Origin of the sequence: Paenibacillus sp. FSL R10-2771, from assembly GCF_038000205.1 — a bacterium.
Lineage (GTDB): Bacteria > Bacillota > Bacilli > Paenibacillales > Paenibacillaceae > Paenibacillus_AQ > Paenibacillus_AQ phytohabitans.
In genome coordinates, this window is sequence record NZ_JBBOBM010000001.1 from 4,312,469 (window position 1) to 4,328,888 (window position 16,420).

The 16,420-nt window shown below is 58.9% G+C and carries 3 protein-coding genes (1 of these 3 only partly in view); all 3 read right to left on the minus strand.

What is annotated here, in order from left to right; translation table 11 throughout:
• Tightly spaced (each overlapping or abutting the next), the 3 genes in view from NSU14_RS18825 to NSU14_RS18835 form a layout consistent with a single transcriptional unit that may run on beyond the window.
• Nucleotides 1–1,680: a thioesterase domain-containing protein gene (locus tag NSU14_RS18825; RefSeq protein ID WP_340946752.1), complete on the minus strand. Its 1,680-nt coding sequence runs from the start codon at nucleotides 1,678–1,680 to the stop codon at nucleotides 1–3.
• A complete protein-coding gene (locus tag NSU14_RS18830) occupies nucleotides 1,673–15,019 on the minus strand; it encodes an SDR family NAD(P)-dependent oxidoreductase (protein ID WP_340946754.1) in 13,347 nt (4,448 codons plus the stop codon). The genes NSU14_RS18825 and NSU14_RS18830 overlap by 8 nt, the downstream gene beginning before the upstream one ends.
• Nucleotides 15,016–16,420, minus strand: the 3' end of a protein-coding gene (locus NSU14_RS18835; RefSeq protein WP_340946756.1) for an SDR family NAD(P)-dependent oxidoreductase. 16,982 nt of this gene lie beyond the right edge of the window; 1,405 of the gene's 18,387 nt are visible here — the last part of the coding sequence; the start codon falls outside the window, past its right edge — the gene reads right to left on this strand; its stop codon occupies nucleotides 15,016–15,018. Before NSU14_RS18835 ends, NSU14_RS18830 begins: the two co-directional genes overlap by 4 nt.

Below are 16,420 nucleotides of genomic sequence, written 5' to 3' on the forward strand. Positions count from 1 at the left end.
CTAATGATTCGCCCTCTGTATTTGATTCTCTTCAATTAACGCAGCGATCGCCTCGGCCGGCGGACCTTCCATACGGTACAGCATTCTGCAAAAGGTTCGTACCGCTTCCATCGCGCGCAGATCGGACAACATCCGGTAATGGCTGTCCGATCCGGCCGTCATAACCGACATGCGGGGCAGCCATTCTTCCCACGCCTTCCAGTAAGGGATAGCGTCAGCCGGTCCTGTCCCGTTGTCATCCAGGCAAAAATAAGGCTCCAGCTCTCCATAGAACGACCCGCCCCGGCAGCGGAAATAATAACAGGACGGTTCTTCCGGTGCATCCAGTGGCGCAATAACGTACCGGTCAAGCCCGTAAGCCTCCTGAACCCGAATGCTTTGTTTCAGCCGCTCGCGCCACGCTGCTTCGGACCCGTTCAACCCCCGTGCACCGGCCATCTCTAGCAACTGCTCCAGGAACAACTCCGGATCTTCGTGCAAATAAGCACGGGCCTCGTCCTGATGGATAAGACGGCCCGCCCATGATTTGGGCTCCGGTGATAACGCGGATAAGAGTGCCGAGTTCACCGCCTGCAGCGCAATCGTTTTTCTATAGAATGTCTCGTCTTGAAGCGCTTCCCGGTAAGGGGTGTGCAAATAAGAATCGAGCATGACGATTGTCTGAACGCCCTCTCCAAGCTCTTGAAGCTGCCGGGCAACTTCGTAAGCGATGCGCCCGCCAAGCGAGAAACCTCCGAGGTCATACGGACCTTTCGGCTGAACAGACATGATGATATGGACATAGTACGCCGCCATCGCTTGAATGCCGTGCAGCGGCTTGCGGCTGGACATCCAGCCCCGGGCCTGGATGCCGTACATCGGACGCTCGGCTTCTTGAGCGATCGGCTTGTAACCGCTGACGATGGCGCTTCCTCCGTGAATCCAAAACACAGGACGTCCGGAAGTGCGGTGATTAAGCGCAATCAGCTCGGGAAATAAGGGCCGTGGGCTGGCGGCTTGGCCGGCGGCTTCAGAGCGCTCAGGCAGCTTAATTGGGGCTGCCTGAGCAGTTGCATGCACTTCTTCTATAGGCTCATATACGGGCAACGTGACAATAGGGAAATGTTCCGCAGGGACCGCGGCCGCCTCTGCGTTCACGGCGGAAGCCAGCCATACCGAAAGCTCCCGCAGGCTCGCGTGCGCATGGATATCCTCCAGGGTAACCGGGACGCCGAACCGGTTATGAAGGTCCCGGACCCATTCGACCCCCGATATGGAGTCCAGCCCAAATTGGGTGAACGGCTCCTCCGCGTCCACATCCCCCGGCAACATGTCGAGAACGCCGGCCAAGCTTACCGCCAGCTCTTCCCTCAGCTTCTCCGCAGTTGCGGTTCCCGCTACAGCGCGGGAATGGCCTTCATCTGCAATGCCCGGCAGCAAGGCTTCGGATAAAGGGCGAAGCGTAATGCCGCCCGGCTTCGCGGATGCCAGGGGAGACACTGCGGGCTCCGCTTCCGGTGATAACCGCTGCACCTGGTGACCAGCCACAGCGTTGTCAGAGTAAGAGCGGGCAGCGGACAGCTCCCCGTTCAGCTCTTCAAGCACATTGCCGTGAAATTGCCGCAGCAAATCAAGCGCCTCGGCCTTAGCCAGACGATGCTGTTTCATCTCATTCAACACATATTGCAGGAATTCAGCCATAGGTCCTCCTTTGACGGATCACGTCTCTTATATTCGATTGGATCTCATCGGCCGCACGGTCGATGCTGATGGAATCGTCCATGATCCGATCCAGCAGCTTGCCATAGAAGCTGCTGTCAAATACATCGCTGCTCAAGCCGCTTGCAGCTGTTGACGCCAGCATACCGGGGGTCCCGGTTCCTGCCGTCATGAGCTCCGCGGCTGCCGGTTCATCCTTATGCGGGACCGGGATCGCAAGCGGCTCCGCCGGCGGCTGTTCCGCCTGAGGCTTTTCTGCCAGTGGCTGACCTTGGCTGCTTCCCCCTCCGCCCTCCGTAAACCAATACCGTTCTCTGGCGAACGGATAGGTCGGCAGGCTGATGCGCTGCGGATGCGGGCCGTCGTAGAGCTGTGACCAATGGAGCTGCATGCCTTTGGTCCACAAGCTCAGCAGCTTGTCGAACTTGCGCTGCCGCATCCACTTGCTCAGAACCTCCTGCATTTCATCGTCGGAGCTGAGTGCGGCGATTGTGTCTTTGTTCTCCTTAACCCGTCCCCGGTATAGACCCGGTGCCTCCGAAACACCGTTGCCGAGAAGCTGCAGCACTGCGCCTAATTCTTCAAGTGTTCCGGCAACGCAGGCAGCTCTTTCTTCCATCGCTTCCCGCCCCGTCTGGAGCGTATAAGCGATCCGGCTCAAGTCTGATTCTTTATACCGTCCTTCCTGAATGGCAGACGCAAGCTGCTGCGCGATCAGCTTAAGCTGATCCCCGCTTCTGGCCGACAGCACAATGAGGCACGGCCTGGATGCATCCGTTCTCTGCTGCGGCACGGTGTACGGATTCGGCATATATTCCTCCACGACAAGATGCGCATTGGCGCCTCCCGCCCCAAACGAAGAGATGCCGGCCCGGCGCGGATATTCCCGCCGGGTGCCGTCAATGGTAAGGACAGGCCGGTTCCAATCGGCAAGCTCCTGCTGGACGACGAACGGCGTGTTACCGAACTCGATGCCCGGATTCAGCGTTGTTGCGTGCAGAGAAGGGACGAGCTGCCGGTGGCGGAGCATAAGCAGCACTTTGGTCAGCCCGGCGATGCCGGCTGCGCTCTCAGAGTGCCCGATGTTGGACTTCACCGATCCTAAAGAGCAGAATTGCTTATCTTGCGTATCCCGTTCAAACGCCCGGGTCAATCCGGTGATCTCAATCGGATCGCCAAGCGCGGTTCCAGTCCCGTGAGCCTCTATGCAGCTAATCGTTCTGGCATGGACATTGGCCCGTTTGAGCGCATCTGTAACGACCTCATACTGGGCCAGCGGGTTCGGGACCGTATAACCGTTCGTCCGTCCTCCCGCATTGAGCATGCTTCCTTTAATAACGCCATAGATGTGGTCGCCGTCCCGCACCGCTTTGTCCAGCGGCTTAAGCACAATGGCGCCTACGCCTTCCCCATCAACGAAGCCGTCCGCTCCGGCACCGAACGACCTGCATTGATCCCCGGAGGACAGCATGTTCATGGCCGACAGCCTTAAATAATGGTTCGGAGACTGAATCAAATTGACACCGCCGGCGATTGCACATTCGCTTGTGCCGTTGTTCAGGCTGTCAATGGCCAGATGAATCGCCGTTAACGAGGAGGAACAGGCCGTATCGACCGCCATGCTCGGGCCACGGAAATTGAACAAATAGGAGATGCGGTTCGCGATGGACCAATAACTGGCACCTGTCGGATAATTCCCGTTCATCGCCCCGACATATACGCCTACCTTGCCGCTGGCGCATAGCGTAGCAGGCGTATAGCCCGCATCTTCTATGCTTGCATAAGCGGTTTCGAGGAATAGCCGTTCTTGAGGGTCCATCTGTTTCGCTTCTTTCGGCGAGATGCCGAAGAACAGCGGATCGAACCGGTCGGACCCTTCAATGAATCCGCCCCATTTGCTGTACATCGTCCCTCTTTTGCCGCGCTGCGCTTCATAATAATCCGCCCAGTCCCAGCGATCCTTGGAAATTTCGGTAATGCCGTGTCTTCCCGCCTTCAGCTGCGCCCAGAATTCACGGATGTTTCCGGCACCCGGATAACGTCCCGACAGCCCAACGATAGCGATATCGGCTGACGCCGTTACGGCGGCGGATGTCCGGGCAGTATTCTGCGGAATCGAAGCAAACCGGCTGCCCGGCCGCGGATTTCCGGCTGCGCCTGCAAGGGCCGGCTCCGGCTGTGGCCCTTGGATACCGCCGTCATTAGGCCGTGCCCCGCCGGTCCCGGATTCATCCGGTCCGAGCAGCACCGCGAGCGTCTCCTGATGGGCCGTCAAGAAATATCCGGCAAGCTCTTCGACTGTCTGATATTCGAAGAACACCGTGCTGTTCACGCTGCTGAACTCTTCACTTAACGCATTCGTAAGCTGCACAACCAGAATGGAGTCGATTCCGTAGTTTTCGAACCGCTCCCTCGGATCGAGCTGTCCGGTTGGCATTTTGAGCACCTCCGCTATGCGCCGGCGCAAATACGCAATTGTCTTCTCCCTCAGCGTGCCTGCGTAACGCTCTCCTGCCCCTGCCTTCACCGGCTGGACGGGCAGAACGCTAACCCGATTCTCCTTGTCCGCCGCCTCGCTTTTCTCTTGAACGGGCTTCACCTGCTGCCGTACCGCGCCATCGCTTTCCGCCATAATAATCTGCTGGCCCCATGCGTGGACAGGCTCAGCAGGAAAATGGACCGAACGGAATCCTTCGTCTTCAAGCACGTTCAGCCACATCCCCGGCGATAAACCGGGTGAGCCCGGTATACGAAGCCGGGCGTCTTCATACCGCCACCACCCATCGAGCAGCCCGAAGGTCAGATGCGTAAACATGGATTGTCCGTGCAGCTCGTTCAGCAGCAGCAGGCCGTTCTTTTTGAGTACGGCTTTGGCGTTGCGCAGCGTGTGGCGAATGTTCTTCGTAGCGTGAAGTACGTTAGCCGCAATGGCGATATCGTATTCGCCCGGAAGAATCTGCTGGCCGGATAGCGGTGACTCGACATTGAATAGCTGATAAGTCAGGAATGGATGGTCCGGTCCATATGTCTCCTTGGCATGGATCAGGAAGGCTTGGGAGATATCGGTATAGCCATATTCCTGAATGTTGTCCGCATATGCCTTCAGCTTGCGCAGGACGCCGGCACTCGTGCCGCCGGTTCCCGCCCCGATCTCCAGAATGCGAATGCGGGCGGACGGATCTAGCTGAATCCGCTGCTTCACATAAGCGGCAACGATATCGCCGAGCACTTCATTGAAAGTGTCCGCCACCGGATTATGCTTATAGACGCCTTCTACGAGCTCCATGGATGAATTCGGAAACATAATATCCGTTGCCGGAAGCTTGCCCGATAAAATATCCGGAAGTGCACGCAGCGCCGTCTCCGCGAGCGCAATCTGCGCCGCCATTCCGCCGAAGGCGAGCCATTCCTTCTTTTTGCGGTCCCAGTCGGACCACAGCGCCTCCATCCTGACATTGGCTGGATACAGCCCCTTGCCGGCACTGTCTTGCTGCACACCCTTTCGCTCTCTAAGCAGCGCAATGCTCGCATCAAGCCATCTTGAATACCGGCCATGTACGCCGTTTCCCTGCACGAAACCGGTATTATCCGCTGCCCGCCTGAACATGCCGGACGCAAGCAGCTGCCCTTCGAGCATCCGGCAGAGCTGCGACTCCATGTCCTGAAGCGCCGCATATCCTTCTCCGGTAAGTCCTGCCGTCGCAGCCTCCGGGTCAGGGAGGACGCGGGCAAGCTGCTCCGCCGATTGAACGCTATTGTCCGGATGCAGGAATAGCTGTTCGTCCTGCGAAATGCCCTCGATCGTAAGGCCCCCAGTGGTCTTGAGCAGAGCCAGCTGATTCAGCGGGCCGGACAGAAGTCCGCCGAGCGCCTCCATCGCCTCCTCCGGCTCAATGGAGCCTATCCCCATCTGTGCCATGCGTTCCTGATAAGCATCGGAAGCAACGACACCAACCCCGCCCCAGTAACCCCAGTTCATCGTTTTGACCGGGTAAAGCGAGCGGGCGGCAAGCTGATGCGCATAAGCATCCATGAATGTGCATCCGGCGGCGTAATTGCTTTGACCCGCCGATTTCATGAAGGCATTCATGGACGAGAAGAACAGAACGAAATCGGGCGTTTCCCCGGCGAGCAGCTCCGCCATATTGACGCTTGTATCGACCTTGGCCGCAAGCGCGGACCGAAAACGGGCTTCGTCCATGTTCGCAAGGCTTTGGTCCGCCAGCACGATGGCCGAGTGAACAACACCGTCAATGCGGCTGAACCGTTTCTTCGCCGCGTCGTAGGCAAGCTGCAGGGAGCTGCGGTCGGATGCGTCCCCGGAAATATAGACAGGTGCTTCACCGAAGGCACCCAACCGGTCAAGCTTCGCCTGGATCAGCTCATCCTTCTCGCGTCGTCCGATCCAGACGATATGCGCCTGCCAGGTGCGGATCATATATTCGCTCCATACCTCGCCGATGCCGCCGGCTCCGCCGATCACCACGTAGACGCCACCTTTTCTGTACAAAATCCGTTCCGGGGTATTATTGTTACTCCGGTTGACCGGAATGAGCTTCTGGCGGAACCACTCGCCGCTTCGGTAAGCCCAGGCGTTGCCCTGCCGGTCTGCGGGCAGCGACAATAGCTCCTGAAGCGGCCACTGACCGCCGGACTCCAGATCGATTAGCCGTACGCTCCAGTTCGGATATTCTTTGGCGAGCGAGCCGATCAGCCCATGCACGCCTGCGTGTGCCGCATCGGCCTCTTCTCTCCGGCCTACGCTCTGCGTGTGTCCGGTAATGACCGTCCAGCCGGTCTTGCTGCCTCCTCCGCCTGCAAGCAGTACGGCCTTGATCAGCTTGAACAGCTGGAAGACGCCGGCTTGCTGCGCGCGGGTCAGCGAAACACCGGGCAGCGAGCCTTCGGCAGCATCCGGCGCAATCCAAACGATATGCTCCGGCATCCCTCCGTCCGCAAGCCGCCGGGCGATCTCTTCGATCGTATCCTCCGGCTGGAACCTAAGTGATTGCGCGTGTGGAAGCAGCTGTTCCAAAGCCGAACTGTTCTTAGGACCGGCATCGCCGACAATCGTTATGCGGCTGTCAGGCTTCGGCCACTCCTGAACCCGTTCGACAGGCACGGTGTCCCATACGGGGTGTAACGTCATAAGAGCGGAATGAGTCTGTCTATCCGCTGCCGCCGTTGCCATAATACTCGGCTCCGTCCGTACAGCGGTTACGGCATCGCCATCCATCCCCCTTACCGAATAGCCCTTCAGACTTGCAATAACACCACCCTGCTCATTGCACAGGTCAATGTCCATCTTCCGTACTTTGCCGCTGGCCGTGTCGCCCCCGCTCCAACGGACATAAGCCCATACGACGGAGGAGTAACGGCCGTAAACGGTCAACTCCTCAAGTGTAAACGGAAGCATCGGCTTCAAGCCGGCGTCCTCCTGCCCGATGCCGTCCATCAGACCGATCGCAGCTTGGAACGCCGCGTCCGTCAAGCTCGGATGCAGAATGAACCGGTCCGCCGAAGGGATGGCCGATGCAGGAAGAACCAGCTTCGCAAGCGCGCGCCCGTCACCCGCATACACGCAATCAACAGCCCTGTGGGCTGCGCCGTACTCAATCCCCATCCTTTGGAACGCCGAATAACAATCATCGGCCGTCAGAACGCGAATGCCGCACTTTGCGCGCAGGGACGCCAATTCCAGTGCAGGAGCAATTTCACTGCCGCTCCATTCCGCACGTCCTTGGCTATAGATGTTATCCCCGCTTGCTCCTGCATTGCCGCCGTAGATCTCGAATGCGATGTCCCCGCTCTCCTGCGGGCGCAGCCCGATATGAACGTTCGACGTCCCTTCGCTGATTGTGCAAGGTCTCACCCAGACCACCTCCTTCAGCCGAAGGCCCACCGGAATGCCTTCATTCCTTCCGCTGGCTTGGGCCGCAGCATAAATGGCCATCTCCAGCTGCGCCGCGCCGGGCAGCACCTTCTGCCCCCTGACGACATGATCGGCAAAGAAAAACTCGGTTCCCGTAAAGGCCGAGCTGTAACGCTGCTCAGAGAAGTCGGATGTATTGGCGTACAGCAGCGGATGCAGCAGCTCACCGGCAGGAGCAGCAGACCCGCTTCCCTCGCCTGCGGAGCCGGTATGACCGCCTCCCGCATCCGCCCCCGGCTTCGGAGACCAGTACCGGTTCTTGGCGAACGGGTATAGAGGGAGGGCAATCCGCCGAGGCTTCCGTCCCTGGTACATGCTGCTCCAATCGACCGAAAGCCCTTGCACCCACCAGTCGAGCAGCTTCGTATACTTTCTTTTGGCAAGCCATGCATCGACCGTGTGCTGCAAATCCTCATCTGCCGTTAAGACGGCCGCTGCGCCGTCATTAATTCTTCCCCGGCCGTAGAACAGATCCCCTGTCGTACGGTCTCCTCTCAGGTAAGCGGCCAGCTTGCTCTCAACCTCGCCTATGCTGTCTGCCAGAAGCGCGAGCCGTTCCTCCATCACCTCCCGGCCGGTCTGCAGCGTATGGGCTATACTGGCCAAGTCGGCATCGGTGAACGCTTCTTCACGAACTGCATCCAGCAGCGCCTGCGCAAGCGCGCGCAGCCGTTCCTCGTTCTTGGCGGACAGCACGATCACCGCAGGCAGCGGATAAGCCGCCGCGGGATCCGCACCCGCCTCTGCGGCAGGAATATATTCCTCCACCAGCAAATGCGCATTGGAACCCCCGGCCCCGAAGGACGATATACCCGCCCTGCGCGGATATTCCCGCACCGAGCCGGACTCACGCAGGACCGGCCGCTTCCATTCCGCCAGCTCCCGCTGTACGACGAATGGCGTTGAGGAGAAATCGATGTTCGGATTGAGCACGGAGGCATGCAGGGACGGCGCCAGCTGCCCATGCTTCAGCTGCAGCAGCACCTTCGTCAAGCCGGCAATCCCGGCCGCGCTTTCGCAATGGCCGATATTAGACTTGGCCGAGCCGATGGCGCAAAATGCCTTATCATCCGTATATGCCGAGAACGCGCCCGACAAGCCCGCGATTTCTATAGGATCGCCGAGCGATGTCCCGGTACCGTGAGCCTCGATGTAACTGACCGTTCTCGGGTCGAACCCCGCCCTGCTCAGCGCCTGCTTGATCACTTCAGCCTGGGCATTGGGATTCGGAACCGAGTACCCGTTCGTTTTGCCGCCGTGATTGATTGCACTTGCTTTGATCACGCCGTAAATCCGGTCCCCGTCCGCAACCGCTTCGGACAACGGCTTGAGCAGCACCGCGCCGACGCCCTCCCCGGGCACGTAGCCGTCGCCGCCTTCGCCGAAGCTTTCGCAGCGGCCCTTGCTCGACACGAATTTCCCCTGCGCAAGCATCAGATATTTGTTCGGATGAAGCGACAGGTTGACGCCTCCGGCAACGGCTACGCCGCACTCCCCTTGCTGGATGCTTTGGCAGGCCAGATGAATGGCGGTCAAGGACGAAGAGCACATCGTATCGACGGCTATGCTGGGCCCCTGGAAGTTATACCAATAGGACACCCGGTTCGCAATCGAAGACGGGCTGCCGGCGTAAGCGATTCTTCTGCCCGAAAGCTGCTCCTGCGCCCCGTACAGCTGGTACTCCTCATACATGACGCCGGCATAAATACCCACCGGAATCCGGCGGTTCAGCTTCCGGTTGAACGCAACCGATTCCCTCGTATAACCGGCGTCCTCCAGTGTATGGTAGACGCATTGCAGAAACAGCCGCTCCTGGGGATCCATTACTTCTGCCTCCAGGGGCGAAATCTGGAAGAACAACGGATCGAACTGATCCATCCCGTCCAGGAAACCTCCCCATTTGCTGTAAGTGGTGCCCAGCTTGTTCTTATCTTCGTCGAAATAAAGGGAGTGATCCCATCTTTCCGGCGGGATCTCCGTAATGCAATCCCGTCCCTGCTGCAAATTGCGCCAGTATTCCGCCACGTCCGGCGCTCCCGGGTAACGTCCCGCTATGCCGATAACGGCAATATCGATTGGACCGCCCTGCCCGTGCTGCCTTAATGACGGGGAAGGGCTGCCTGCCGCCGCCAACGCCGGTGAAACCCGGGAACGGGGCTGCCTCCCTGTAGAAGGCCGGATAAGCCCGGTCACCGGAGGTGCTGTCTTGGCAGCAGCTCTGTTATCATCCGCAGGTGGTCTGCCGGAGCCCAGAAGCTCCTTCAGTTTGGCTTGATGCACCCCGAGGAAATAGTCCGTTAAGGCGGCAAGGTTCTGGTATTCAAAAAATAACGTTTTGGACAAGGGGCCGAACACTTTCTCCAGTTCTCCGGTCAGATCCATCACCATAATTGAATCGATCCCGTACTTCTCCAGCGGGACATGCTCGTCGATCCGGTGGGACGGCAGCTTGATCGCAGACGAGAGCAGCTTTTTAAAATATTGGACCGCCTGCTCCCGGAATGCGGCCGGCAAGTCGGCAGGCGCGGAGGAAACCCCTTCCGCATGCACTTCAGGAGCCTCCAGTGGTTCAGCTTCCCTTGGAGTAGGCATACGTTCCGCTAAATGCTCTGCCAGCTGGCGAATGGTCGGATATTCAAGCAGTTCGACTGGCGTTACCTTGAACCCGACGGCCTCGCCTATGCTCACTGCGGCAGTTTGCATCTGATGCGCATCGAAGCCGAATTCGTCCCAATCGGTATCGATATGAATCTCGCTGCCGGGGACGGTGAGCAACCCGGATACGGCACGGACTGCGGCAGCGAGAATCTTCTGCTTCGTATCGCCATCCGTATTCCGCTTCACAGGAGCTGGCGCCGGGGACGGGGTTGCCCCAACCTTTGAGCTAGCCGCCAGCTTGTGCAAGGCGCTCCGCAATTGTGCCGGCTTGCCTTGGACGACCATGACCTGGCTTCGCTCTGAAGCGAAGGCGCGATAAAAGGCGGAGAAGCCGCTGTCCGTCTGAAGCGGCACGAAGCCGAACGTCTCCCGGAGCCTCTTCACCGTGCTTTCGCTCACGCTCATCCCGCCGTCCTTCCAAAGCGGCCAATTGATAGACAGCGTGCGGCCTTGGCGCTGCCCGGCTGCCGCCAGCTCGCTGCGGTATGCAGCGAATGCATCCATATAGGCATTGGCTGCCGCATAATCGGCTTGACCGGCATTCCCCATGCTGCCCGCAGTGGACGAAAACAGCACAAAAAAGTCTAGCTCGAGATGGCGGGTCGCCTCATCCAGATAGGCTAAACCGGTTACTTTAGGAGCCAGTACGTCCGCAAGCTCCTGTATGCCCTTATTCACGATCAAGCTGTCACGCACGATTCCCGCGCTGTGGATAATACCATGCAATTTGCCAAAGCGTTCCCCGATATCCCGTATAAGGCCGAACATGGCCTGCCTGTCGTTCATGTCGGCCTGCCGGTATTCTGCCCGGACGCCTGTGGCGCGAAGCTGCCGGAGCTGCTCCTCCTTATCCGCATCGAGCGGAGACCGTCCGGTCAGAACAAGCGTTGCCTGCTTGGCCTGCCGGCCTGCCTCTCTGGCGAATAGCCGGCCGAGGCCGCCTGTGCCGCCTGTAATTAAGTACACTCCATTCTCTCTCCACGGCTCAGCCGCAAGCCCGCCGGATGCTTCAAGCTCATCCCACCGTAATACATAGCGGATGCCGTTCTGATAGCGGATTCTCGTGTCCTGCGGGCTTCCGCCGTCGTTCTGCAGCTGAATGGCGAAGTCCGGAGCACTGCTTCCGGCTCCGGCTTCCGCTTCGATCAGCTGAACGGCAAGCTTCGGATGCTCCAGGGCGGCCGTCTGCAGCATTCCTGCCAATCCAGACAGCAGCCGCTCTTCGCCCTTGCCGGAGATGATGAGCTGCACCAGAGCCGAGCCGATGGAAGAATCGTTCGCAACGGCTTGCAGCTCGTTCAGTGCCAGCGCTGCGTACCGGCCGAAACTCAGACAGGTTTCTTCCTCCGCAGCAACCAGATTGCAAATGCGCCAGCGGCGGCTAAGCGGCCTGCCGTTCCAGCAAGCATCCAGGCTGTCTGCCAGCTCTTGCTGCCCGCACAGCATGACGAGATGAAGATCGAACGGTGCCGTTCTGCTGCCCTGATCGGATTGGCCCGCTGTTTGCCCTTCCCAGACGGGCTCAAGCAGCAGCGTTTCCATTGAATCTTCTTCCGCCGGGTGATCCAAAGCACGAACGGAGAAACCTCTGATCTTCACGCATACGGCTCCTTGTTCATCGCATAGGTCGGCATCAAGCTTCCGAACGCCGCCGTACACCTCTCCTTCACCTGAGCGGATGTACACCCACATCGACGAAAGGCATGGACTGATCACCTCCACGTTCTCCACGGCAAAGGGGAGAAGCGGGCGAAGGGGCGCCCGACTTTCTTCCCCGATCAGCAGCCCGAGCGACGCCTGTAAAGCGGAATCCAGCATGCCCGGATGCAGAACGAAGGCATCGCCCGTTCCCCATACCATTTCGGGAAGCTTCAGCCTGGCGAGCACCTGTCCCTTGCCGATATACATTTCTTCCAATCCCCGGTGGGCCGGGCCATACCGGATTCCCATCGCTTCGAACCGATCATAGCTTTCGGAGGCAGTTATCCGCGCTGTACCACATTGCGAGCGGATCGCATGCAAATCGATCACGCTCCGCGCTTCGGATGAAGCCTCCAGCATCAGCCGGCCTTGGCTGTGTACGGCCGCAATGTCCCCGGATTCGGCTGAGGAGCCGGTGATCTCGAAGGATACGCTGCCGTCCTCTTCCGGATACAGCGTGATATGAACGTGAACAGGCTCTTCCCCTGCGGCGAGAGGACGGGACCACGAGACATGCTGAAGCCGGATTCCTGCCGTTCCGGCCCGAAGCGATTGCTGTGCGGCAGCATCTGCCGACTTCTCCAATGCGGCCCGGGCCATTTCGAGATAGGCCGATCCCGGCAGGAGCCGCTGGCCGCTGACGACATGATCCCTGAAGAAAAACTCGTCCCCCGTGAACACGGAGGTGAATTTCTGCCCGGCAAGATCGGACGTATTGTGCTGCAGCAAAGGATGACCCGGCGCTGCCGGACCAAAGCCTTCCGCCAAGCGTGTGCTCAAGACAGGCTTGATGTCAGGAATAGCAAACCTTTCCCGGGCAAAAGGATGTGTCGGCAATCCCGCCAGCCGCTTGGCGGCCGTTTGGCGGTACTGGAGGACAGCCTGTCCCACATCGGTTCCGCCAACCCACAGCTCCGCCAATTTTTTGTATTTCCCGCCCGTCAGCAATTGCTGCAGGAATTGTCTGCCTTCCGCCGTGTCGGCGAGATCAGTGCCTTCCTTCTTGCCGGCCGCTCCGGCATAACGGCCCGTTGCCGGTGCCGGTGCAAGCCGCTGCTCCACGGCCAGATCCTCCAATTGCTGCGTAAGCTTGGCTACGCTGCCGGTTACGGCCGCAAGCCGGTATTCCATCGGGGTTCTGGCTGCTTGATACGTATACAGGAAGCTCCCGATGTCCACGTCAGTGTGTGAACGTAAATACGCATGCACAGACCGGGCGTACTCCCGCAAGCTTGCCTCGCTGGCCGCAGAGAGCATGAACAAGCCTTGTTCCACGGCAGCCGGCCTGTCATACGCCAACGGCACGGCTGCTTCATGCGCCTCAACGACGAGATGCGCGTTCGTGCCGCTGAAGCCGAACGAGCTTACCGCAGCGAGCCGCGACGATTTCGCGTTTAGCGGCCATTCCTGCAGACATGTGTTCACGTAGAAAGGACTGCCTGCGAAATCGATATGCTCATTCTCTTTGCGGAAGTGGATCGAAGGCGGCATCTGCATATGCTTGAAGCTAAGCAGCACTTTTATTAAGCTAAGCACGCCTGCGGCGGCGGTCGTATGCCCGATATTGCCTTTCAGCGAGCCGATGGCACAATACTGTTTGTTCGATGTAAATTTGCCGAACGCATGGCTCAGCGCGTGAATTTCAACCGGGTCGCCCAGCTTCGTAGCCGTTCCGTGCGCTTCCGTATATTGAATATCCTCCACGTTGATTCCATACCGCTCATACACCGATTGCTGCAGCTTGCTCTGGGAGAGGAAGCTCGGCGCCGTAATGCCTGAAGTTTGACCGTCCTGGTTGGTGCCGCTCCCGCGAATAATCCCATAGATCGAATCGTTGTCGCGCAGGGCGTCCTCAAGCCTTTTTAGAATGACGATGCCTGCGCCGTCACCGACGACGATGCCATCCGCATCGTTATCGAACGGGCGGCACATTCCCGTAGGAGACAGCATGCCGGCATTGTTCATGAACAGAAAGGCACCGGGATGGGTATAGATCGTTATTCCGCCGGCAATGGCCAGATCGATAGCGCCATTCCGCAGCTTCTCACAAGCAAGGTCGATGGCGACCAGGGAAGAAGAGCATGCCGTGTTGACCGCAAGCGCCGGACCTTTGAGATCCAGGCAATACGCAATGCGGGCCGCCATAATACTCGTGTCGGTGCCCAGCATAGTATGGTGGGAGTAATCCTGCGCGGAGGGATACCCCATCGAGCCTATGAACGTGCCGACCTGTCCGCCCTGGCGGGCATATCCGGCATCTTCCAGCGCCCGGTAGCATTCCTGCAGAACGATGCGCTGCGCCGCATCCATCGCTTCCGCTTCTTTGGGCGATATATTGAAGAACAGCGGATCGAAGTGCTCGATACCGTCCATAGCGCCATACCGGAGGGGCACAGGCGAGGAGGAATGCGCTTGGATGTAAGCGATCCACTCCGGATTGTCCATCATCCGGGTGCAGTCCTTTCCTTGCGAAACGATCTCCCAGAACTCGTCTTGATTAGCAGCCCCGGCGGTCCGGCACGACAGCCCGATGACGGCGATCCGGCCGGAGACGGACCCTGCAGGGTCCGCCTCCGGCGGCCGGGATACACTCCCCTGTTGCTGCGATTGCTGCACCTTCTCCTCCCGGGAAGGTGCACCGGCAGGCATTCCGGCCGGTCCGGGAACCGGAACGAAGTCCACCGCGGGACCCGTTATTTTTGCCGCGTATTCTGATGGCACCTTCGTTACCGGCCCGGCGGACGGCAGAGCACCGCTTGCGTGCAGCTGCCCGGCGACATAAACGGCCAACGCTTCGAAATGATGGCATTCGACGAGAATGCTGGTCGGAAGTGACAAATCGAAGCGGACGTTGATTGCTTCCAGCAATTCGACCAAATTAACGGACGAGATGCCAAGCTCCTTCAGCGATTCCGCCTCCAGCAATTCTTCCCGGTCCAAACCAAGGACCTGCCCGAATACGAGCACCAAGCTTTCTCTAACCACATCCAGCCTTTCTTCAAGTGAATCCGGCCTATTCCCAGAAATCATAAGATTGCTCCCTTCAACGGTCTCTCCTGCTGCGTTATAGACGTCGGCGGATAGCTCTTCTGCCCGAGATGCTTCATTTCGTTCAGCGCTTCCGCGTACGGGGTTTTGTGCGCGATTCTGATTTCGTTGAACGATTTCAGCTCCGCTTCGGTCATCGCCGTCTCCTTGCAGAGCTTGAACAGGCAGTAGCTGGTCCAGCCCCGCTCGAGCGAGATGGCGTTATTGGCGTAGCTGCGCAGCGAATCACGCGCGACCGGAACTAATCCTTCCGTGTTCCGCTCGCAATCCGGATCGTACAAATAATTGGCGACCCGGGACGAAACGTCGATAATCTCCTCGATAGCCAGGCCGCAGTGCGCCAGCACGCCGGCCCATTCCGCCGCAGTCGCAATCGCAATGCCAATGTCCGCATCAACGATCGGCCCGCGCAGATTCGCGATGAAATCCATCAGCAGCACTTGGCCGTCTTCCGCCAAGGAAGCGGCAATATTCGCGAACAAGGCGGTTTTGTCCGGGATGTGGCAGCACACCTCAATCCCGATGACGAGATCGTAGCAGTCAGGGAAGCGGTCAACCGCGCTGTCCCGGTGATAAATTGCTGCACGGGAGCTTAGATTCAGCCCTTCAATCCGTTTGTTGCCCAGCTCCGCCTGTCCCTTCGAAATGGTATACCCGTGCGCCTGGATATCTGGATACAGCGAAGCGATTTGAATGACATCGGTACCATGGCCGCAGCCGATATCCAGTACGGAGCGGACACGGCGGAAATCCGCTTTATAGAACAATACCTGCCGCAGTTCGATCTGTTTATCCTTGACAAGGGCTGCTTCATCCGGATACCGCTCCGGATTCAGCAGCACCCTGCTCATCGAGAAGCCGGGAATCCGCGATTCGAACGGGCAAAACGTTAAATATTCCTCCTGAAATTCCGCCGAGCGGTCGACGGTGTTGAACGAGTACAGCTCCGCCGCCTTATTGCCGCCGTCCGGCCCCGAAGGAGGCAGGCTTACAGCCGTATGCTGAACGGATACGTTACGGTTCTCTTGCGGCCAACATTTTCTTCTTCTGAAAGGATACCCCGGAGCTGAAACGATTCTGGCGCTTCCGGCTTCGTACAGTTCTGCCCACGGAACCTGCATCCCCCCGGCCCAAAGCGAGGCGAGCTGTAGAAGGTCGTGCTCCCTCACCGCCTTACCGGCTGTCCCGGCAGTGGCGGATGCAGGCGTCTGATGTCCGTGAGTTCCCGAACTTCCGCCATAGATGGCAAGCCCGCCGGGAAGCGTTGCGGCCGTTCCTTCGATATAAGCGCTTAAGCCCTGCACCAACGCTTCTTTCGATGGTGTCACAATCGCAAGACGACATTTCATCGCCTCTCTGCCCACGCTCAGCGTATAAGCCAGG

Bases quoted from the DNA above. Each gene is read 5' to 3' on its own strand.
- NSU14_RS18830 (WP_340946754.1), bottom strand. From the start codon at position 15,019: ATGATTTCTGGGAATAGGCCGGATTCACTTGAAGAAAGGCTGGATGTG.
- NSU14_RS18825 (WP_340946752.1), bottom strand. From the start codon at position 1,680: ATGGCTGAATTCCTGCAATATGTGTTGAATGAGATGAAACAGCATCGT.